The organism is Pseudomonas sp. S3E17, assembly GCF_024168685.1.
Taxonomy (GTDB): domain Bacteria; phylum Pseudomonadota; class Gammaproteobacteria; order Pseudomonadales; family Pseudomonadaceae; genus Aquipseudomonas; species Aquipseudomonas marginalis.
The window spans coordinates 4,977,867-4,998,990 of sequence record NZ_JALJWE010000001.1 but is presented as its reverse complement, the minus strand read 5'-3'; the positions used below and the strand labels follow the sequence as shown (position 1 = coordinate 4,998,990).

The following is a 21,124-nucleotide window of genomic DNA, read 5'->3' as shown; positions in this document are numbered from 1 at the left end:
GATGGCCTTGCTACAACTGGAGCGCATCAGCGCACAGTACCCAGGCGCCACAGAACCGGTACTGTCCGACATTTCACTCGACCTGGGGCCCCAGCAATTGCTGGTGGCCCTCGGCCCGTCCGGCAGTGGCAAGACTTCGCTGTTGAACCTCATTGCCGGCTTTGTCGAACCGTCCGCCGGGCGCATCACCCTCGATGGCGTACCGGTCAAAGGCCCCAGCGCCGAACGTGGCGTGGTGTTCCAGGACGACGCCCTGCTGCCCTGGCAGGACGTGCTGGCCAATGTCGGTTTCGGCCTGGAACTGGCCGGCATGCCCAAGGCGCAGCGCGAAGTACGCGCCCGGGAAATGCTCGCGCTGGTGGACCTCGCCGGCTTCGACAATCGCCGCATCTGGCAACTCTCCGGCGGCCAGAAGCAACGCGTCGGCCTGGCCCGCGCCCTGGCCGCCGACCCGCGCGTGCTGCTGATGGACGAACCCTTCGGCGCCCTCGATGCCTTCACCCGAGAGCAGATGCAGGAACTGTTGCTGCAAGTCTGGCGGCGCACGGCCAAGCCGGTGTTCCTGATTACCCACGACATCGAAGAAGCGGTGTTCCTCGCCACCGACCTGATCCTGCTGGCGCCCAACCCGGGCCAGATCGTCGAACGCCTGCACCTGGACTTCGGCCAGCGCTACGCCGCCGGTGAGTCGGCGCGGGCGATCAAGTCCGACCCGCGCTTTATCGAAACCCGCGAACACGTGCTGGGCAAAGTGTTCTCGCAACGGCAGGTGTCCGCATGAGCAGCTACGAACTCCCCGCCGCTGCCAAGCCGGTGGCGCACGCGGTCATTCCTGTGCGTCGTAGCCTGAGTACACGCTGGATCAGCCTGTTGACCCTGGTCGCCTTGCTGGCCCTCTGGTGGGCTGTCACCGCCACCGGCCTGATCGAACCGTTGTTCCTGCCACCGCCCTCCGCCGTGCTGCAAAAAGGCTGGCTGCTGGCGACCACGGGCTATATGGATTCCACCTTGTGGCAGCACCTGGGCGCGAGCCTCAGCCGGATCGGCCTGGGCCTGGGCTTCGCGGTGCTGACCGCCGTGCCGGTAGGCATTGCCATCGGCGCCAACCGCATCGCCCGCGGCATTCTCGACCCGCTGATCGAGTTCTACCGGCCGATTCCGCCCCTGGCTTACCTGCCGTTGATCGTGATCTGGTGCGGTATCGGCGAGCTGTCCAAGGTGCTGCTGATTTACCTGGCGATCTTTGCGCCGATCGCCATCGCCACCGCGACCGGCGTACGCACCGTCGACCCGGCCAAGCTGCGGGCGGCGCAGTCGCTGGGCGCCACCCGTGCGCAGCTGATTCGCCATGTGATCCTGCCGAGCGCCCTGCCCGACATCCTCACCGGGGTGCGCATCGGCCTGGGTGTGGGCTGGTCGACCCTGGTCGCCGCCGAACTGATCGCGGCCACCAGCGGCCTGGGTTTCATGGTGCAGTCGGCGGCGCAGTTCCTCGTGACCGATGTGGTGGTGCTGGGGATCCTGGTGATCGCCCTGATCGCCTTCGCCATGGAAATGGGCCTGCGCGCCCTGCAGCGTAAGTTAGTGCCTTGGCATGGCCAGGCACATTGAGTGAGAACAGCATGAGCAGCCTGACCGTTACCCCCTTGAGCACCGCCCTGGGCGCCCAGATCAGTGGCGTGGATATTACCCGGCCGCTGAGCACCGAACATCGCGATGCCATCGAACAGGCGTTGCTCAGCCATTCGGTGCTGTTCTTCCGTGGCCAGCCGATCACCCCGCCGCAACAGGCGCGGTTCGCGGCGAACTTCGGCGACCTGCACATCCATCCGATCTACCCCAACGTGCCGGAACAGCCCGAAGTGCTGATCCTCGACACCGCCGTCACCGACGTGCGCGACAACGCCGTGTGGCACACCGATGTGACCTTCCTGCCCACCCCGGCCCTCGGTGCGGTGCTGAGTGCCAAGCTGCTGCCGGCGTACGGCGGCGATACGCTGTGGGCCAGTGGCATCGCGGCGTACGAGGCGCTGTCCGAGCCGTTGAAGCGGTTGCTCGATGGGCTGACGGCTACCCACGACTTCACCAAATCCTTCCCGCTGGAACGCTTTGGCAACAGTGCCGAAGACCTGTCGCGCTGGGAAGAAACCCGCAGGAAAAACCCACCGCTGTCGCACCCGGTCGTGCGCACGCATCCGGTGAGCGGGCGTAAGTCGCTGTTTGTCAGTGATGGGTTTACCACCAGGATCAATGAACTGGAACCGGCGGAAAGCGAGGCGATCCTCAAGCTGCTGTTCGCCCACGCGACACGCCCGGAATTCACCCTCCGCTGGCGCTGGCAGGAGAACGACGTGGCGTTCTGGGATAACCGCGTGACCCAACATTACGCGGTGGATGACTACCGGCCGCAACGGCGGGTGATGCATCGGGCGACGATTCTTGGGGATGTGCCGTTCTAAACCACACTGCAAATCAAATGTGGGAGGGGGCTTGCCCCCGATAGCTCTGGGTCAGTCAACTAATCAAGTGACTGACACACCGCCATCGGGGGCAAGCCCCCTTCCACATTGACCCGGTGCTATCAGGTTATTCCGCGCTGGATGGCTTTTCCCACAGGTTAATCCCACCTTCCTGCGCAAACCGATCGATCTCCGCCAGTTCCTCCGCACTGAAGCTCAAGTTCTTCAACGCGCCGACGTTCTCGATGATCTGCTCCGGCCGGCTCGCGCCAATCAACGCGCTGGTCACCCGTGGGTCGCGCAACGTCCAGGCCAGCGCCAATTGCGCCAGGCTCTGGCCGCGGCGCTGGGCGATTTCATTCAACGCACGCACGTGGGCGATGTTGGTTTCAGACAGGTGCTTGGCCTGCAACGAACCACCACCCGGGCGGTTGACCCGGGCGTCGGCCGGCACGCCATTGAGGTACTTGTCGGTGAGCAAACCCTGGGCCAGCGGCGTGAAGGCAATCACTCCGGCGCCGAGTTCTTCGGTGGTGTCCAGCAGGTCTTTTTCCACCCAGCGGTTGAGCAGGTTGTAGGCTGGTTGGTGGATCAGCAGCGGGACTTTCCACTCTTTGAGCAGCGCAGCGATTTCGCGGGTTTTCACCCCGGAGTAAGACGAGATACCGATGTACAACGCCTTGCCCTGTTGCACGGCGGTGGCGAGGGCGCTGGCGGTTTCTTCCAGGGGCGTGTCGGCATCAAAACGGTGGGAGTAGAAAATATCCACGTAGTCGACGCCCAGGCGTTGCAGGCTCTGGTCCAGGCTGGCCAGCACGTATTTGCGCGAGCCGCCGCCCTGGCCGTAAGGCCCCGGCCACATGTCCCAGCCGGCCTTGCTGGAGATGATCAATTCGTCGCGGTAGTGCTTGAAGTCTTCGCGCAGCAAACGACCGAAGTTGATCTCGGCGCTGCCGTAGGGTGGGCCGTAGTTGTTGGCCAGATCGAAGTGGTTGATGCCCAGGTCGAACGCGGTGCGCAGCAGGGCGCGCTGGGTGTCGATCGGGGTGCTGTCGCCAAAGTTGTGCCACAGCCCCAGGGACAGTGCCGGCAGCACCAGTCCACTGCGGCCTACGCGGCGATACGGGATAGATTCATAGCGGTTTTCGGCAGCAATGTAAGTCATCGAATCCTCTCTTGGACGTAGGCAAATAAGGCCTGGGAATAACGATATTCCCAGGCCTTTTAACCAGCTGAATCGCTTAAGTCTGCCCTTCCGTTTTACAGCAATTTCCTACCAGAGTGGAACGACATAGCTGACATAGAAGCGGTTTTCATCCTGCACGGTGGCACCGGTAATGTCCGGACTGGCGTGGGCATTTTTCCAGGTCACGCCAAGGCCTTTGAGGGTACCGGTCGGCACTTGATACGCCACCGCCACGTTTCGCTCCCATTCGCTGGTGGTGCCCTGGGCGGTGCGGATGTCATCGCCGTGGGCGTAGGCGGCGGAGAAGGTCAGGCCGTTGAGGCCGAGTTTGCCGAAATCATATTTGTACTGCGCCAGCCAGGTGCGTTCGCCGGCATGCTGGAATTTGTTCAGCTGCATGTTGGTCAGCGCCGGGGTGTCGGCACCCGAGCCTGGGCCTTGGCGCGCGTCACCGCTGTTAAGGCCGGAGTCGAGGTACGGGAAGTCGCTGTCGCCGCTGTTTTTCTGGATGCCCAGGCCGACGGTATGACCGTCCAGGCTGTAGCTTTCCAGCAGGCTGACGGTGGACTGGTTGATGCGGCCCTTGTTCACGCCATCGCCATACAGGCCCGCTGCGGCAAAGTCCTTGTCACCGTCGGCGTTGCCGCCCACACCCAGGCTGCGGAACACGCGCACGTCGGTATCGATCGCACCGACCGACAAGGCGTCATGGCGCTTGGCGCCGAGGAAGAACTGCTGGTAGTAATCCTCCAGGTTGGAGTACCACAGGCTGACAGTGGTGTTCTGTATACCGGTGTAATCCGCACCACCGAACAGGAAGCGGTCGCTCTCTTTGGTCCCGCCCGCGGTGATCATGCCCTGGTCGCCGGTTTCGTTGCGGATCTTGGTCTTGAAGATATCGCCGCCGGTGAAGGTGAAGTCGCTGAGGTCCTTGGACACCAGTTGCACACCGGTATTGGTCTGCTGGTACAGGCGCCCGTCGGTGTTGGCCAGCACCGGGTTGTTGCCGTACAGCGTACCGACGCGCAACTCATCCTTGGCAAAGTGCATCTTGAACGTCGGGCTGAGCACGCCGAACTGATCGGCGGATTTGCCGTTGTCCAGCGGGAACATGCTGCCGGGATAGCGGCCCTGGTGATCCTTGTCGTTGAGGTCGCCGCCGGAATCCAGTTTCAACCCATAGAACGCCTGCAGATCGAGGCCGAAGCCCACCGGCCCTTCGGTGTAGCCGGACTTGAAATTGAACTCGAAACCCTGGCCCCAATCCCGAATGCTGTGGGCCTTGGCGTTGCTGTTCACCACGTCCCGTCCCTGCTGGTTGAGATAGCGGTTGAGCAGGGTCACGTCGGCGTGGCTGTCATCGATAAAATCGGCGTGGGCGGACAGCATAAAGCTCGCCATGGCGGCACCCACCATAGGGCTTATCAACGTCTTCATTGTTACCGGTCTCCGTCACTATTCTGAAATGAAAGCGTCAAACGCTTCACACAATTACGCAGTGACCAGATGACAGTTGCGCGTCAAAACCCCATGCAGACGGATGAAATTAAATTTATGAAAGCCTTTAACTACGCGGGTTAGCGGGCGTTTTCGAAGATTTCCGCGAGCCAGTCGACGAACACACGCACCCTCGGCGACATGTGTCGGTTCTGTGGATAAAGCACCGACACCGGCATCAAGGGCGGCGGTGTTTCCTGCAGAATTTCGCGCATCACGCCCTGCTCGATCAGATCGGCCATGCGGTAATGCGGGCATTGGATAATCCCCAACCCAGCCACCGCACTGGCGGAGTAAATCTCCGCGCCGAACACCGACAGCGCACCGTCGATACTCACTTCCTGCAACTCGCCATCGACCATAAACTCGAACGGAAACAGCTTGGCCGTGGTGCGTGAAATGTAGTTCACCGCGCGGTGTTTACTTAACTCGGCCAGGCTCTTGGGTTCGCCGTATTTGCGCAGGTAGGCAGGGCTCGCGCACGTCACCTGGCGCAGGTTGGCGACGCGCCGACCAATCAACGCGGAATCCCCCAGGGTGCCCGCACGCAATACGCAATCCACGCCCTCGGCGATCAGGTCGACAAAGCGGTCCGCCTCACTGATGGACAGCTCGATATCCGGGTATCGCACCATGAATTGCGGCAGCGCCGGCACCACAAAATACTTGGCCAGCGTGCCGTGCAGGTCCACGCGCAAACGCCCCTTGGGCGCCACGCTGCGGAACGCCAACTCGGCTTCTTCCAGCTCCGCGAGTAGCTGCACGCAGCGTTGGTAGTACGCCTCGCCATCCAGGGTCGGGCGCACACGCCGAGTGCTGCGCTCCAGCAGGCGCGTACCCAGCCAGGCTTCAAATTGATTGAGGGTGTGAGTCAGGGTCGCACGGGGCAGGTTCAAGTCATCAGCCGCCAGCGTGAAGCTGGAACGCTCGTAAATACGCACAAAGACCTTCATGGCTTTGACTTGATCCACGCTGTACTCCTACACCCTTATTGTTGGTGATTATTGAACAGTCAAGGCAACTCTGGCGCATTTATCGCCCAGGGTAAACATGTGAATCTGCTTCCAGCCCCCCGTTCAAGGAACCCAGATCATGACGACTCAAGTGGCAATCATCACCGGCGCTTCCCGTGGTATTGGTGCCGTCATCGCCAAACAACTCGCCGCCGACGGTTACGCCGTGGCCATCAACTACGCCAGCAGCGCCGCCGAGGCGTCGAAGCTGGTGGTGGAACTGCGTCAGGCGGGCCATCAGGCCATAGCGATCCAAGGTGACGTCGCCAAACCCGCCGACATCAAGCGCCTGTTCGACGAAACCGAGGCGCAATTGGGCAAGGTCGATGTGCTGATCAACAACGCCGGCATCCTCAAGACGCTGCCCCTGGCCCAGCACAGCGACGAACTCTACGACCAGAACTTCGATCTCCACACCCGTGGCACGTTCAACGCCCTGCGTGAAGCCGCCACCCGCTTGAACGACGGCGGGCGCGTCGTCAATTTTTCCAGCAGCACCGTCGGCCTCAACTTCCCCGGCTACGCGGTGTACATCGCCAGCAAGGCGGCAGTGGAGTCCCTGACCCAGGTGTTTGCCAAAGAGATGCGCGGGCGGCGCATTACCGTCAACGCCGTGGCGCCAGGCCCGGTCGCCACCGAGTTGTTCCAGCACGGCAAGAGCGAAGAGCAGATCCAGGGCATGGCCAAGATGCCGCCGCTGGAACGCCTTGGACAACCGGAAGACATCGCCCGCGTGGTGGCGTTTCTGGTGAGCCCGGCCGGTGGCTGGATCAATGGGCAAATCCTGCGCGCCAACGGCGGGCTCGTTTAAACCACCCACCAAAAATAGGGAGTCGTGCTCATGAACTCACTCGACCGTACTAACCACACTCGCAGCCAATCCAAGTGGATGTTCAACCTGATAACAGCCATCGCGGCGACCACTGCCGCCGTGGCGGCAGGTACCAGCGGGATGCTGACCTTGCCCGTCTGGGCGATGTTTGTCGGCTGGGTCGCCTTCTTCAGTCGCGGCCTGACCCTGCACGACGGCCTGGCCAACCTCGGCTGCGTATTGCTTGGGATTGTGTTCGGCATGTTGGCGGCCAGGAGCATCGCTGCCTTGGTTCCGATTCTCGGCGTATGGGCATTACCTGCCGTCGTGTTTGTCGTGGCCATGGTCGTGGTTTCCCTGAGGGCCGTACCGGTGATGAACAACCTCGTCAGCTACTTTCTCGGCCTGATCACCTACTTCGCCTCGCACCTCGAGCCATCGCTGGAAACCTTCGCCGAACTGGGCGGTGCCAGCAGCCTCGGGGCCTTCGCCGGCTGGTTCTCCCACGCCGTGCAGCAACGTTTCCACCGCTACGCCTAAGCCCACTTCCGACGAGGTCACCCCCATGAAATCGATCATCCTGATTACCGGTGCGTCCAGCGGTTTTGGCGCGCTCACCGCCCGCGCCTTGGCCGACGCCGGCCATACGGTCTACGCCAGCATGCGCGAAACCCTAGGGCGCAATGCGCCGCAGGTGGCCGAAGTGCAGCGCTATGCCCGCGCGCATCAGGTGGACTTGCGCAGTGCCGAGTTGGACGTGACCGACAGCGATTCAGTAGAGGCCGGCGTTGCCAGGATTGTCGCGGACTGCGGACGCCTGGATGTGATCATCCACAACGCCGGACACATGTCGTTCGGCCCGGCCGAAGCCTTCACGCCGGAGCAATTCGCCCAGCTGTATGACATCAACGTATTGAGCACCCAGCGGGTCAACCGCGCCGCACTGCCGTATTTGCGCAAGCAGGGCAAAGGCCTGGTGATGTGGGTGTCGTCCAGCAGCGCTCGTGGTGGAACACCGCCGTTTCTGGCGCCGTACTTCGCGGCCAAGGCAGCGATGGACTCCTTGGCGGTGTCCTACGCCAGTGAGCTGACCCGCTGGGGCATCGAGACCTCGATCATCGTGCCCGGCGCATTCACCAAGGGCACCAACCACTTCGTCCACTCCGGCAAGCCCGCCGACCAGGCGCGGGTGAGTGAGTATGAAGACGGCCCTTATGCCGGTGTGGCGCAAGCTGCCCTGCACGGCCTGGCGGCACTGGAGCCCGCGGATGCTGATGTGGCCGAAGTCGCCCAGGCCATCGTCGAGATCGTCGACTTGCCCTTCGGCACACGCCCTTTGCGTCGGCATATCGACCCGTCCGAAGACGGCTGCGAAATCGTCAACGGTGTGGCCGACCGGGTACGTGCCGAGTTGTTCTGGAAAGTCGGTCTGCAGGACCTGCTCAAGCCGGTCAACCACTGAGAACACGGAGGCTCGCCATGACCTTGTTGATCCCCGCACTCGCCCCGCTTTACCGCTTCGCCGAACCCCTGGCCTACACGCTGCTGCGCGCAGGCTTTGGGGTGATCATGATCACCCACGGGCTGCCCAAATTGCTGGGCAACGCCCATGGTTCGATGGCAGACCCGATGGCGGCCTCCATCAACCTGATCCAGAACCGCCTGCACTTGCCGCAGGCGGAGCTGATCGGCCTGCTGGTGGCCTTGCTGGAAGCGGTCGGTGGATTGCTGTTGATCCTCGGCCTGGGCACACGGCTGGTCGCGGCCATGCTGACCGTGCAGATGTTGACCATTGCTTACTTGCTGGGGCCGACGTGGCCGTGGATCGACCGAGGCATCGAGTACCCGGTGCTGATGGCGCTGCTATCGTTGTACCTGGTGTTTCGCGGTGCAGGCCGCTATTCCCTGGACAGCGCGCTGGGCAAGGAGCTCTGAACATGCACACCACCCTGGTGATCACCGCGGGCTTGATCCTGCTGGCCCTGATGCTGTTGATCGGACAGAAGCTTGGCGTCAGCCGGAACATTCTGGCCTACAGCTTTGTGGCGATCTGGTTGGGGGTGGCGCTGATCAATGGCGCCGTGGGGGTGGTCACTGCCGGCCAACCCCTGGTGTCGGAGCTGGTGATCGGCAGTGGCGTGTTTGGCGTGCCCTTGGTGGCACTGGCCCTGTACCTCAGGGCCTGAGCCTCAACGCACCAAGTGCAGGAACTGCAGGTGGCGCTCGTACTGGTCGAGGATGTCGTTGATGATCTGCTCCTTGGTGTAGCCCACCAGGTCGTAGTCCTGGCTGCCCTCGCTCAGGTGCACTTCCGCCCGGTAGTAGCGGCGATTGTTGAGCTGCTTGGAACCCATGCCGCCGCGTGCAAATGAGGGCGTGAAATAGCCGCGCATCTGCACCTGGTACACGAACGGATGCTCTTCGCCGTGACCGATTTCCAGGCTGACGCTGTCGTTGGACGGGTCGGGCTGGGTGACGACATTGAGGCCTTTTTCGACAAACACCGCCGTCACTTCTTCGATCGCCGGACGCACCGTGGTCTCAAGGAAACGGTACACCTCGTCCCGCGACGGGAAATGCACGGCCTGGCTCAAACGCTGGCGCCAACCGCCGGTGCCCTTGCGGGAGCCCGACACCGGCGCCAGCGAATGCAACTGCGCAATCTGCTTTTGCGACTCGAGGTAGAAGGCCTTGTGCAGCCCCCACATCATCAGCAGCAGGATCAGCGAGAACGGCAACGAGGTCAGCACCACCGCCGATTTCAGCGAATCGATGCTGCCGGCAAACAGCAAGGCACTGGTGACCAGCGCGGTCATCGCACCCCAGAACACCCGCAGCCATTTCGGTCCATCTTCATCGGCGTTGCCGCCTTTGGACGAGAGGGTGGACAGCACTACGGTGCCCGAGTCAGCGGAAGTTACGAAGAACACGAAGCTGATAAACACCGTGACCGCGATGACGGTTTTGCTCCACGGGTAGGTTTCCAGCAGCAGGTAGAGGCTCATCGACGGATCATCGATGGCCGACTGGCCGAGGGCGGCCATGCCGTGGTTGAGCACCTGGTCGATGGCGCTGTTGCCGAAGATCGACATCCACGCCAGGGTGAAGCCCAGCGGGATCAGCAGCACGCCGAACACGAATTCGCGGATGGTCCGGCCACGGGAAATGCGCGCGATAAACAGGCCTACGAACGGCGACCATGCGATCCACCAGGCCCAGTAGAACACCGTCCAGCCGCCCAGCCAGTCGCTCGGTTTGTCGTAGGCGTACACATCGAAACTCTTGGTCGGCAACGCGCCCAGGTAGTCACCGATGTTCTGGATCAGGGTGTTGAGCAAGTGCTGGGTCGGCCCGGCGAACAACACGAACAGCAGCAGCGCGCAGGCCAGTAGCATGTTGATGTCGGACATCACCCGCACGCCCTTGTCGACGCCGGCCACGGCGACCAGGATCGCCGCGCCCATCATCAGGGTGATCAGGCCGACCTGGATCCACTGGGTGTGGGCAACGCCGAACAGGTAGTCGAGGCCGGAATTGAGGTGCAGCACGCCAAAGCCCATGTCGGCCCCCAGGCCGAACACCGTGGCAATGATGCCGAAGCCATCCACCGCATAGCCGATAGGGCCATTGATGCGCTTGCCGATCAGCGGGTACAACGCCGAGCGCAACGCCAGCGGCAGGTTATGCCGGTAGGCGAAATACGCCAGCGCCATGCCAACAAAGGCAAACACGCCCCAGCCGTGCAGGCCCCAGTGCAGGAACAGCACCTGCATGGCCTGGCGCGCGGCGTCGGCATTCATGGCCTCGCCCTGGGGCGGTTGCACCAGGTGCGTCAGCGGCTCGGACACGCAGAAGAAGAACAACGTGATGCTGATCCCGGCGGCGAACAGCATGCCGGCCCAGGACAGGTAACTGAATTCGGGCTCGTCGTGGTCGGCACCGAGTTTTATCTTGCCGTAGCCCGATAGCGCGGTGACCACCACGAAGACCAGATACAGGGTCATCGCCAGCATGTAGTACCAGCCGACCGTGTTGGCCGCCCAGTTTTGCGCCGCCAGCAACCAGGCCCCGGCCTGTTGCGGGATAGCGATGACAGTGATGCCGAACAGCAAGATGAAGGTGGCGGCAAAGTAAAAGACCGGCGCATTCATGCGCACCAGGCCGCTGGATGGGGTGGACGATGCACTCATGAACGATGCACCCCGAGGGTGAGGGATGTGGCTGTATAAAACGGACTCAGCAAAGGTAAGCCTCCTGTTGTGAGCGGGCAGCGAACCACCGGGTTTAACTTGAACGAACGTTCAAGTTAAACATGAATAGGCGGTTTGGGGCTAATCGCAGGGCTGAGTGGTATGACGGGTGAGCAAAGGAAATCGTTCAGCGACTGCTGACTGAAATACGGGCTCCGTGTGAAATGCCGTCAAAATGTGGGAGGGGGCTTGCCCCCGATGGCGGTGGTCCAGCCAATTCATTTTTGACTGACACTCCGCTATCGGGAGCAAGCCCCCTCCCACAGGGTTTTGTGTGATTTTTAAGACCGGCGCTATTTTTGCGCCCCATCATCATGCTGCAGATTCGCCTGCGTAATATTCGCCCCCGCCGGCACACTGCGGGTCAGCCACACATTGCCGCCAATGGTCGAGCCCTTGCCGATGGTGATGCGCCCGAGGATCGTCGCCCCGGCATAGATCACCACATCATCCTCGACAATCGGGTGGCGCGCATGGCCCTTCTGCAGTTGCCCATCTTCGTCCGCCGGGAAGCGCTTGGCCCCCAAGGTGACGGCCTGATAGATGCGCACCCGCTCGCCGATGATCGCGGTTTCGCCGATCACCACGCCCGTGCCGTGGTCGATGAAGAAACTCGGGCCGATCTGCGCGCCGGGGTGGATATCGATGCCGGTGGCCGAGTGGGCGATTTCCGCACTGATCCGTGCCAGCAGCGGCAAGCCGGCGCGGTACAGGTGGTGGGCCAGGCGGTGGTGAATCACCGCGAGGATCCCCGGGTAGCACAGCAGCACTTCATCCACGCTGCGTGCGGCCGGGTCGCCGTGGTAGGCAGCGAGTACGTCGGTGTCCAACAGGCTGCGCAGGGACGGCAAGGCCAGGGCGAAATCCTGGATCAGCCGGATGGCATGGGCGTCGATCTGGCTGTCATCCTCGCCGCCCTGGCGCGCGGCATAACGCAACTCCAGGCGCGCCTGGGCCAGCAAGGCATTCAGTGCGACATCGAGGGTATGGCCGACGTAGAAATCTTCACTTTCTTCACGCAAGTCCGCCGGCCCCAGGCGCATCGGAAACAACGCACCGCAAAGGGACTCGAGAATCTGGGCAACGGCTTCACGGGACGGCAATTCGCGGCCGCCATGCTCGCCGCTCAAGCGGCCATTGCGTGTTCGCCACTGGTCACGGGCGCTGCGCAGTTGGCTGACGATGGTCTGTAATTGCCAATGGCTGGAACGCTCACTCACGGTATTCACTCCTGACGTAATGGCCATCACTTTACGGTATCCACCCTGGCCGCCCTTAAGAACCAATGGTGTGATGCTAAGAACCATCAGACATAAGCGATTGTCGGTTGCCCGATGAAAAGTGCCTGCCTATAGTCGCTCCATCCCTTAGCCACCGTGCGTAGCCATGATCAAGCAACAGCTCGACCGTTTTAACCGCCTGGAACTGCTCGGCGGCGCCACCGCCCTGGAAAAACTCGAACGGCTGTCGACCTGGTTGGGACGCGACATCTACGTCAAGCGCGACGACACCACGCCGCTGGCCATGGGCGGCAACAAGCTGCGCAAACTCGAATACCTGGCGGCCGATGCCATCGCCCAGGGCGCCGATACCCTGGTGACCGCCGGCGCGATCCAGTCCAACCACGTACGCCAGACCGCCGCCCTCGCCGCCAGGCTCGGCCTGGGCTGCGTCGCCCTGCTGGAAAACCCCACCGGCACCGAAGACCCCAACTACCTGGGCAACGGCAACCGCCTGCTGCTGGAGCTGTTCGACGCCAAGGTAGAGTTGGTGGAAAACCTCGACAACGTCGACGACCAACTCAACGCCCTTGCCGATCGCCTGCGCAGCAACGGCAAGAAGCCATACCTGGTGCCCATCGGCGGCTCCAATGCCCTCGGCGCCCTCGGGTACGTGCGCGCCGGCCTGGAGCTGGCCGCACAGATCGAAGACAGCGGTATCGAATTCGCCGCCGTGGTGCTGGCCTCCGGCAGCGCCGGTACCCACAGCGGCCTGGCCCTGGCCTTGAGTGAAGTGCTGCCGCAGTTGCCTGTGATCGGCATCACCGTATCGCGCACGGAAGAAGCGCAGTTCCCGAAAGTCCAGGGCCTGGCCGAACGCACGGCCGAGTTGCTCGGCGTGGACCTCCCCGACGCGTTCAAGGTGATCCTGTGGGACGAATATTTCGGCCCCCGTTATGGTGAACCGAACGCCGGCACCCTGTCGGCGGTCAAGCTATTGGCGAGCCAGGAAGGCCTGCTGCTGGACCCGGTCTACACTGGCAAGGCCATGGCCGGCTTGCTGGACGGTATCGGCCGCCAGCGCTTCGAAGATGGGCCGATTATTTTCCTGCATACCGGTGGAGCACCGGCGTTGTTTGCCTATGACTCGGTTTTCAACTGAATAAACGCGGGCTACTTGTGGGAGGGGGCCTGCCCCTCCCACATTAGACTCGCCAAATATTCCTAATTAGAATATCAAATAAGATTTATATTATTTTCAAGTCTTAAAACCCGGCTTTATCATCGCGCCGTAGGCGAAGACGCGCTACGCGCTTTAAGGCAGGATACGTCTACTGCGTCACCTGCTTCGCTCAACATAAAAAACACAGGGGCTCTTCATGACTATTTCTGTATTCCGTCGCACGTTGCTGGTTGGCACTTTGGGTCTGGCTCTCGGCGCCGGTTGGCTGGGCCAGGCGGTTGCCGGCGAGCAACTGGGCAACATCAAAAAGGCCGGCGAGATCAAAATCGGCCTGGAAGGCACCTACCCGCCGTTCAGCTTCGTCGATGAAAGCGGCAAGCTCAGCGGCTTCGAAGTCGAGCTGTCCGAGGCCCTGGCCAAAGAGCTGGGCGTGAAGGTCAAGCTGCAAGCCACGCCATGGGACGGCATCCTCGCCGCCCTGGAATCCAAGCGCCTGGATGCGGTGGTCAACCAAGTCACCATCTCCGAAGAGCGCAAGAAGAAGTACGACTTCTCCACGCCTTACACGGTGTCCGGTATCCAGGCGCTGGTGCTGAAAAAGAACGTCGACACCATCAAGACCGCCGACGACCTGGCCGGCAAGAAAGTCGGGGTAGGCCTGGGCACCAACTACGAACAATGGCTCAAGGACAACCAACCCAAAGCCATTATCAAGACCTATAACGATGACCCGACCAAGTTCCAGGACCTGCGCATCGGCCGTATCGACGCCATCCTGATCGACCGCCTGGCCGCCCTGGAATACGCCAAGAAAGCCCCGGACACCGCCGCTGCCGGCGACGCCTTCTCCCGCCAGGAAGCCGGTATCGCCCTGCGCAAAGGCGAGCCCGAGCTGCTTGAAGCGGTGAACAAGGCCCTCGACAAGCTGCGCGCCGACGGCACCTTGAAGAAGCTGTCCGAGAAGTACTTCAACGCTGACGTCACTCAATAATGGAAGCAGGTTTCCAACTCGCGCTGGACTCCGCGCCCTTTCTGCTCAAGGGCGCGTATTACACGGTGATTCTCAGCCTTGGCGGGATGTTTTTCGGCTTGCTGCTGGGCTTCGGCCTGGCCTTGATGCGGTTGTCGCGCTTCAAACTGCTGAGCTGGACAGCCCGCGTCTACGTGTCGTTCTTTCGCGGCACGCCCTTGCTGGTACAGCTGTTTCTGATCTACTACGGCTTGCCGCAAGTGGGCATCGAGCTGGATCCGATCCCGGCCGCCATGATCGGCTTTTCACTGAACATGGCCGCCTACGCCTGTGAAATCCTGCGGGCCGCCATCGCCTCCATCGAGCGTGGCCAATGGGAAGCCGCTGCCAGTATCGGCATGACCCGTTCGCAGACCCTGCGCCGGGCCATCCTGCCGCAGGCAATGCGCACCGCCCTGCCACCGTTGGGCAACAGCTTTATTTCGCTGGTCAAGGACACCGCGCTGGCCGCCACCATCCAGGTGCCAGAACTGTTCCGCCAGGCTCAACTGGTGTCTGCGCGCACCTTCGAAATTTTCACCATGTACCTGTCCGCCGCCCTGATCTACTGGGTGCTGGCCAGCATCCTGGCGCATTTCCAAAACCGCCTGGAAGACCGGGTCAACCGGCATGACCTGGAGTCTTGAAGCATGATCGTGGTTGAAAAACTGACCAAACAATTCAACGGTCAGGTGGTACTCAACGGCATCGACCTGGAGGTCAAGGAAGGCGAAGTCGTCGCCATCATCGGCCCCAGCGGTTCCGGCAAGACCACCTTCCTGCGCTGCCTGAATTTCCTCGAAGAACCCACCAGCGGCCGGATCAAGGTGGGCGACATCCAGATCGACGGCAGCAAACCGCTCAACCAGCAACAAGGCCTGGTGCGGCGCCTGCGCCAGCACGTGGGTTTTGTGTTCCAGAACTTCAACCTGTTCCCCCACCGCACAGCGCTGGAAAACGTCATCGAAGGGCCGACCGTGGTCAAGAAGATGCCCCGTGAAGCCGCTGTTGCCCTTGGGCGCAAGCTGCTGGCCAGGGTTGGCCTGGCGGGCAAGGAAGACGCCTACCCACGGCGCCTGTCCGGCGGCCAGCAACAGCGCGTGGCGATTGCCCGCGCGCTGGCCATGGAGCCGGAGGTGATCCTGTTCGACGAACCCACCTCGGCGCTGGACCCGGAGCTGGTGGGCGAAGTGCTGGCGACCATCCGCAGCCTCGCCGAAGAAAACCGCACCATGGTCATCGTTACCCACGAAATGAGCTTTGCCCGCGATGTGGCCAACCGGGTGATCTTCTTCGACAAGGGCGTGATCGTGGAGCAAGGCGAAGCCAAGGCGTTGTTCGCCAACCCCAAGGAAGAACGCACCCGGCAGTTCCTGAGCAAGTTCCTCGCCCACTGATGTGCCGAGGGAGCTTGCTCCCTCACCACACAATCTGCTCCTACAGAAAATCCTCGCCGTCCACGCGTAAACACGCCGTCTCCCCGATCCAAAAATCCCCTGTCCAGTCAGACCTTTCTGAATCTGCTCCAACCCGCCGTTTAGCCTTTTGCCGCCATTGACGCTCCTTGGCCAACCCTCTTATCTAGCGTCCAGAGGATTGGATCCTATCCCGGCTACTCACTGAATCGTTCCTTTCAGTCCACCTGCGCACCCGCGCCGCGGGGCTGGAACGATTGCTGCTGGCTGCATCAAGGAGATTACTTATGACGCGCACTGCAACCCCGGCCCTGCTCACGGCCCCCACCTTGCCCCAGGCTAACCGGCACGGCATCAACGCACTGGCGGCCAGTCAGCTGCAGGTGGACATCGCGCCTTACCCCGGCATGGATGAGGGCGACCTGATCGAACTGTTCTGGAACAACTGCTTTGCCGCCTCACGCAGGGTGAGCGCGTGCAAGGTCGGCTCGCCGACCCATCTGCGGGTGCCGGAAAGTTTTGTGCTGGACGGCCCGGCCCAGGTGCATTACCAGGTCATGCAAGTCGGTCGTGCACCTGTCCGCTCGGCCGTGAAAGGTGTGTGTGTAAAGACCCGATACCCCGGCGGCCAGCCCTCCCCCCTGTACAGCGACGAAAACCACAACCTCGCCCCCGTCGGTTTGCCCGAGACCATCCGTCGCTACGGCGTCAACGGTCGCCAGGTGCGACGGGGTATTCCGCTGACCATCGCGCCTTACCTGAACATGGCCACCGGCGATGCCATCACCCTGCGCTGGGGAGATGTACGCATGGACCTGCCCAGGATCCAGGCCAAAGCCGTCGGGGTGGTCGTGCAGGTGTGGGTGCCTTCGACGGTGATTGTCGAGGCGGGTGACGACAGCCGCCTGGAGGTGACGTACTGCATTCTCGATCGTGTCGGCAACAATTCGCGCTGGGCGCCCACGCGTACGTTGCGCATTGCCGCCTGCGCGCCGAGCCAGCCGGCCGGGACCGCGCGGGTCTACCAACCACGGCCCCTCGGCTCACCCTGTGAACCGGGGTGACAGACCTTCTATACATATTCCCAAAAGTTAGTTTATTTAAATATTTAACACGCTTAGGGTATATGCACCGGACCACCGGACATCTCTGATTTTTCTGTTTTTATTTCATTGAATGCGAGGTCGGTATGGTCAGAATTACCCCGGTGCATAACGCCAGGGCATTACGTGCAGCCAAGGAGCGGCGCTGATGTCTAACTTGGCTCTAACACCCCCCCAGAGTGATCTGGACGTTGCTCCCCTGCTGTTGCCGGCCACCGTGCTGCGCAACGATGCAGAGGCGCTTAAGGCTGCCCATGAGCTGGCCCAGGCCGCGCGCCTGCACGCCGCCCAGCGTGACCAGCAACGCAAACTGCCGTGGGCGCAGATCGAACAATTCACCCGCAGTGGGCTGGGCAGCATTTCCATCCCCCGCGAATACGGCGGCCCACAAGTCTCATTCGTGACCCTGGCCGAAGTCTTCGCGATCATCAGCGCGGCAGACCCGGCCCTCGGGCAGATCCCGCAGAATCATTTCGGCATCCTGCAGGTGTTGCAGGGCGCCGCCACCGAGCGCCAGAAAGAGCAGCTGTTCCAGAGCGTCCTCGACGGCTGGCGCATCGGCAATGGCGGCCCGGAACGCGGCACCAGGAACACCCTGGAGCTCAAGGCGCGCATCACCGCCCAAGGCGACGGTTACGTGATCAGCGGCCAGAAGTTCTACTCCACCGGCGCACTGTTTGCCCATTGGGTGGCGGTGAAGGCGCTGAACGACGATGGCAGGCAGGTCATGGCGTTTGTACGCCGTGGCACCGCAGGGCTGCGCATCGTGGATGACTGGTCGGGCTTCGGCCAACGCACCACCGCCAGCGGCACCGTGCTGCTGGACCGCGTGCCCGTGGACGCCGAACTGGTCGTAGACAACTGGCGTATCGGCGAAAGCCCGACTATCCAGGGCGCCGTTTCCCAACTGATCCAGGCCGCCATCGACGCCGGCATCGCCCGTGGCGCGCTGGATGACACCATCGCCTTTGTGCGGGAGCGTTCGCGCCCGTGGATCGACGCCAAGGTCGAGCGTGCCAGCGATGACCTCTACGTGATCGCCGATATCGGCAAGCTGAAGATCGAACTGCACGCCGCCGAGGCGCTGTTGCGCAAGGCCGGGCAAGTGCTGGACCAGGTCAGCGCCGCGCCGATCACCGCACAGTCCGCCGCGCGTGCGTCGATTGCCGTGGCCGAAGCGAAGGTGCTCACCACTGAAGTGTCGTTGCTGGTCAGCGAAAAGCTCTTCGAACTGGCCGGCAGCCGCGCCACCCTCGCCGAATTCAACCTCGACCGTCACTGGCGCAACGCCCGGGTGCACACCCTGCACGACCCGGTGCGCTGGAAGTATCACGCCGTCGGCGCCTATCGCTTGAACGGCACGTTGCCGGCTCGCCATTCCTGGATTTAACCGACCAGACCTCTGGAGAAACTCATGACCTTTTCTCACCGTGTCGCGGTTATCACCAGCGACGAACAAGCCCTTATTGTCGCCAGCGACCTGGCCGAAGACTTGCGCCGCGACAGCGCCCAGCGCGACCGCGAACGCCGCCTGCCGCTGCCAGAGCTGGACGTGTTCTCGCGCTCCGGCCTGTGGGGCATCAGCGTACCCAAGGCGTACGGTGGCGCGGGCGTGTCCAACGTCACCCTGGCCAAGGTCATTGCCCTGATCGCCCAGGCGGATGCCTCCCTGGGCCAGATTCCGCAAAACCATTTCTACGCCCTCGAAGTGCTGCGCGTGAATGGCAGCCCTGAACAGCAACAACGCCTGTACGCCGAAGTACTCGCCGGCCAGCGTTTCGGCAACGCCCTGGCGGAACTGGGCACCAGGACCGCCCATGATCGCGTCACCAAGATCACCCGCGACGGCGACGGCTTCCGCATCACCGGTCGCAAGTTCTACGCCACCGGCGCGATCTATGCCCAGCGCATTCCCACCTCGGTGGTGGATGAGCACGGCATCCAGCAACTGGCCTTTGTCCCCCGCGACAGCGAAGGCCTGACGGTCATCGACGACTGGAGCGGCTTCGGCCAGCGCACCACCGGCAGCGGCTCGGTGGTGTTCGATAACGTGTGGGTCGCTGCCCACGACGTGATCCCGTTCCAGAGCGCTTTCGAGCGCCCGACCACGGTCGGCCCGCTGGCACAGATTCTTCACGCCGCCATCGACACCGGCATCGCCCGCGCCGCCTTTGAAGATGCGCTGCACTTTGTGCGCACCAAGACCCGCCCGTGGATCGACTCCGGCAACGACAAGGCCACCGAAGACCCACTGACCCTGAAGAGCTTCGGCCACCTGAGCATTCGCCTGCACGCCGCTGAAGCCTTGCTGGAGCGTTCGGGTGAATACCTCGACCGCGCCCAGGCCGACAGCAATGCAGAGACCGTGGCGGCAGCGTCCATCGCCGTCGCTGAAGTACGCGCCTTGAGCACAGAGATCTCCCTGGCCGCCGGCAGCACCCTGTTCGAGCTGGCCGGCAGCCAGGCCACCCTCGCCGAGCACGGCCTCGACCGCCACTGGCGCAACGCCCGCGTGCACACCCTGCACGACCCGGTGCGCTGGAAGTACCACGCGGTGGGCAATTACTACCTCAACGCTGAAAACCCGCCACTGCGGGGGACCATTTGATGGCAAAGAAAAAGATCCTGCTCAATGCCTTCAACATGAACTGCATCGGGCATATCAACCACGGCATGTGGACCCACCCACGGGACACGTCCACCCAGTACAAAAGCATCGAGTACTGGACCGACCTCGCGCAAACCCTGGAGCGCGGGCTGTTCGACGGTTTGTTCATCGCCGATATCGTCGGTGTGTATGACGTGTACCAGAACTCCATCGATGTGCCGCTCAAGGAGTCGATCCAGCTGCCGGTCAACGACCCGCTGCTGCTGGTTTCGGCGATGGCCGCCGTGACCAGGAACCTCGGCTTCGGCCTCACCGCCAACCTCACCTATGAGCCGCCGTATCTGTTCGCCCGGCGCATGTCCACGCTCGACCACCTGAGCCGTGGCCGGGTCGGCTGGAACATCGTCACCGGCTACCTCGACAGCGCCGCCAAGGCCATGGGCCTCACCGAACAGGTCGAGCATGACCGGCGCTACGACCAGGCCGATGAATACCTGGAAGTGCTCTACAAACTCTGGGAAGGCAGCTGGGAAGACGACGCGGTGCTCAACGATCCGCAGGCGCGGGTCTACGCGCAGCCGGGCAAGGTGCACAAAGTCGAGCATCATGGCGAGTTCTACCAGGTAGAGGGTTATCACCTGTGCGAGCCGTCGCCGCAGCGTACGCCGGTGCTGTTCCAGGCCGGCAGTTCAGACCGTGGCCTGTTGTTCGCCGGGCGCCATGCCGAGTGCGTATTCATCAGCGGGCAGAACAAGGCCGCGACCAAGGTGCAGGTGGACAAGGTGCGCGCCAGCGCGGTCGAGGCCGGGCGCAACCCGGATGACATCAAGGTGTTCATGGGGCTGAACGTGATCGTCGGCGCCACCGAAGAACTGGCCTGGGCCAAGCATGCCCAGTACCTGAGCTATGCCAGCGCGGAGGCCGGCGTCGCGCACTTTTCGGCGTCCACCGCGATTGATTTTGCCCAGTACGAACTGGACGAGCCGATCCAGTACGTGAAGAGCAACGCGATCCAGTCGGCCACCAAGAACCTGCAGAACAACGACTGGACCCGACGCAAATTGCTCGAACAGCACGCCCTCGGCGGGCGCTATATCACCCTGGTCGGCTCCCCCGAACAGGTCGCTGACGAGCTGGAATCCTGGATCAGCGAAACCGGGCTGGATGGCTTCAACCTCACGCGCATTGTCACGCCGGAAAGCTATGTGGACTTTATCGATCTGGTAGTGCCGGAGTTGCAACGACGGGGCTCGTACAAGACCGCTTATGAGACCGGCACGCTGCGCGAAAAAGTCTTCCACGCCAGTGCTCGCTTACCCGAACAACACACCGGCTCGACCTACCGCCACTGATTGGAAAATGTGGGAGCA

At 62.4% G+C, this 21,124-nt stretch carries 21 protein-coding genes; 16 read left to right on the top strand and 5 right to left on the bottom strand.

What is annotated here, in order from left to right:
* Position 1: 1 nt before the first annotated feature.
* From tauB to tauD, 3 genes are read left to right on the top strand one after another with little or no spacing between them, the layout of a single operon-like run.
* Positions 2–781: a taurine ABC transporter ATP-binding subunit gene (tauB, locus tag J3D60_RS22640; protein WP_065925820.1), complete on the top strand. Its 780-nt coding sequence runs from the start codon at positions 2–4 to the stop codon at positions 779–781.
* Complete coding sequence (gene tauC / locus J3D60_RS22635; protein ID WP_253492874.1) at positions 778–1,611, top strand: taurine ABC transporter permease TauC; 834 nt, start codon at positions 778–780, stop codon at positions 1,609–1,611. The genes tauB and tauC overlap by 4 nt, the downstream gene beginning before the upstream one ends.
* Positions 1,612–1,622: 11 nt before the next feature.
* Positions 1,623–2,459: a taurine dioxygenase gene (gene tauD, locus J3D60_RS22630; RefSeq protein WP_253492871.1), complete on the top strand. Its 837-nt coding sequence runs from the start codon at positions 1,623–1,625 to the stop codon at positions 2,457–2,459.
* A 127-nt stretch (positions 2,460–2,586) separates the two neighbouring features.
* Here tauD and mgrA read toward each other — a convergent pair whose 3' ends face one another.
* The 3 genes from mgrA to J3D60_RS22615 form a co-directional block, all read right to left on the bottom strand.
* Positions 2,587–3,624 (bottom strand): L-glyceraldehyde 3-phosphate reductase, encoded by a 1,038-nt coding sequence (gene mgrA / locus J3D60_RS22625; protein ID WP_027607827.1) that lies wholly within the window; start codon positions 3,622–3,624, stop codon positions 2,587–2,589.
* 108 nt (positions 3,625–3,732) lie between these two features.
* Positions 3,733–5,061, bottom strand: coding sequence for an OprD family outer membrane porin (locus tag J3D60_RS22620; protein ID WP_253494028.1), 1,329 nt, complete (start codon positions 5,059–5,061; stop codon positions 3,733–3,735).
* A 161-nt stretch (positions 5,062–5,222) separates the two neighbouring features.
* Positions 5,223–6,113 (bottom strand): LysR family transcriptional regulator, encoded by an 891-nt coding sequence (locus tag J3D60_RS22615; protein ID WP_253492868.1) that lies wholly within the window; start codon positions 6,111–6,113, stop codon positions 5,223–5,225.
* A gap of 121 nt (positions 6,114–6,234) precedes the next feature.
* Here J3D60_RS22615 and J3D60_RS22610 point away from each other — a divergent pair, with 121 nt between their 5' ends.
* From J3D60_RS22610 to J3D60_RS22590, 5 genes are read left to right on the top strand one after another with little or no spacing between them, the layout of a single operon-like run.
* A complete protein-coding gene (locus J3D60_RS22610) occupies positions 6,235–6,966 on the top strand; it encodes an SDR family oxidoreductase (RefSeq protein ID WP_253492867.1) in 732 nt (243 codons plus the stop codon).
* A gap of 30 nt (positions 6,967–6,996) precedes the next feature.
* On the top strand, positions 6,997–7,506 hold the full coding sequence (locus J3D60_RS22605; RefSeq protein WP_253492866.1) for a DUF1097 domain-containing protein: 510 nt from the start codon (positions 6,997–6,999) through the stop codon (positions 7,504–7,506).
* 25 nt (positions 7,507–7,531) lie between these two features.
* Entirely contained in the window at positions 7,532–8,428 is an 897-nt protein-coding gene (locus tag J3D60_RS22600; protein ID WP_065941091.1) for an SDR family oxidoreductase, read from the top strand.
* Between the two features lie 17 nt (positions 8,429–8,445).
* Positions 8,446–8,901, top strand: a complete 456-nt coding sequence (locus J3D60_RS22595) for a DoxX family protein (protein ID WP_253492865.1) — start codon at positions 8,446–8,448, stop codon at positions 8,899–8,901.
* Between the two features lie 2 nt (positions 8,902–8,903).
* Positions 8,904–9,152 (top strand): hypothetical protein, encoded by a 249-nt coding sequence (locus tag J3D60_RS22590; RefSeq protein ID WP_065941089.1) that lies wholly within the window; start codon positions 8,904–8,906, stop codon positions 9,150–9,152.
* 3 nt (positions 9,153–9,155) lie between these two features.
* Here J3D60_RS22590 and betT read toward each other — a convergent pair whose 3' ends face one another.
* Positions 9,156–11,117, bottom strand: coding sequence for a choline transporter BetT (gene betT / locus J3D60_RS22585; protein WP_168209042.1), 1,962 nt, complete (start codon positions 11,115–11,117; stop codon positions 9,156–9,158).
* Positions 11,118–11,509: 392 nt separating this feature from the next.
* The gene (gene epsC, locus J3D60_RS22580; protein WP_027607830.1) at positions 11,510–12,436 is read right to left on the bottom strand and encodes a serine O-acetyltransferase EpsC; all 927 of its coding nucleotides are present in this window, start codon (positions 12,434–12,436) and stop codon (positions 11,510–11,512) included.
* A gap of 166 nt (positions 12,437–12,602) precedes the next feature.
* On the opposite strand from epsC, the gene J3D60_RS22575 reads away from it, so the two are divergent.
* The 8 genes from J3D60_RS22575 (at position 12,603) to J3D60_RS22540 (ending at position 21,106) form a co-directional block, all read left to right on the top strand.
* The gene (locus J3D60_RS22575) at positions 12,603–13,598 is read left to right on the top strand and encodes a D-cysteine desulfhydrase (protein WP_065941087.1); all 996 of its coding nucleotides are present in this window, start codon (positions 12,603–12,605) and stop codon (positions 13,596–13,598) included.
* 217 nt (positions 13,599–13,815) lie between these two features.
* Positions 13,816–14,610, top strand: coding sequence for a cystine ABC transporter substrate-binding protein (gene tcyJ / locus J3D60_RS22570; protein ID WP_108573701.1), 795 nt, complete (start codon positions 13,816–13,818; stop codon positions 14,608–14,610).
* Positions 14,610–15,275: a cystine ABC transporter permease gene (gene tcyL / locus J3D60_RS22565; protein WP_253492864.1), complete on the top strand. Its 666-nt coding sequence runs from the start codon at positions 14,610–14,612 to the stop codon at positions 15,273–15,275. The genes tcyJ and tcyL overlap by 1 nt, the downstream gene beginning before the upstream one ends.
* Before the next feature lie 3 nt (positions 15,276–15,278).
* Positions 15,279–16,025, top strand: a complete 747-nt coding sequence (gene tcyN / locus J3D60_RS22560) for an L-cystine ABC transporter ATP-binding protein TcyN (protein WP_027607834.1) — start codon at positions 15,279–15,281, stop codon at positions 16,023–16,025.
* Positions 16,026–16,330: 305 nt separating this feature from the next.
* On the top strand, positions 16,331–17,107 hold the full coding sequence (locus J3D60_RS22555; protein ID WP_253492861.1) for a hypothetical protein: 777 nt from the start codon (positions 16,331–16,333) through the stop codon (positions 17,105–17,107).
* A 187-nt stretch (positions 17,108–17,294) separates the two neighbouring features.
* Entirely contained in the window at positions 17,295–18,536 is a 1,242-nt protein-coding gene (locus J3D60_RS22550) for an SfnB family sulfur acquisition oxidoreductase (protein WP_253492858.1), read from the top strand.
* A gap of 24 nt (positions 18,537–18,560) precedes the next feature.
* Entirely contained in the window at positions 18,561–19,754 is a 1,194-nt protein-coding gene (locus J3D60_RS22545) for an SfnB family sulfur acquisition oxidoreductase (protein ID WP_253492854.1), read from the top strand.
* A complete protein-coding gene (locus J3D60_RS22540; protein ID WP_253492851.1) occupies positions 19,754–21,106 on the top strand; it encodes an LLM class flavin-dependent oxidoreductase in 1,353 nt (450 codons plus the stop codon). Before J3D60_RS22545 ends, J3D60_RS22540 begins: the two co-directional genes overlap by 1 nt.
* Positions 21,107–21,124 lie beyond the last annotated feature (18 nt).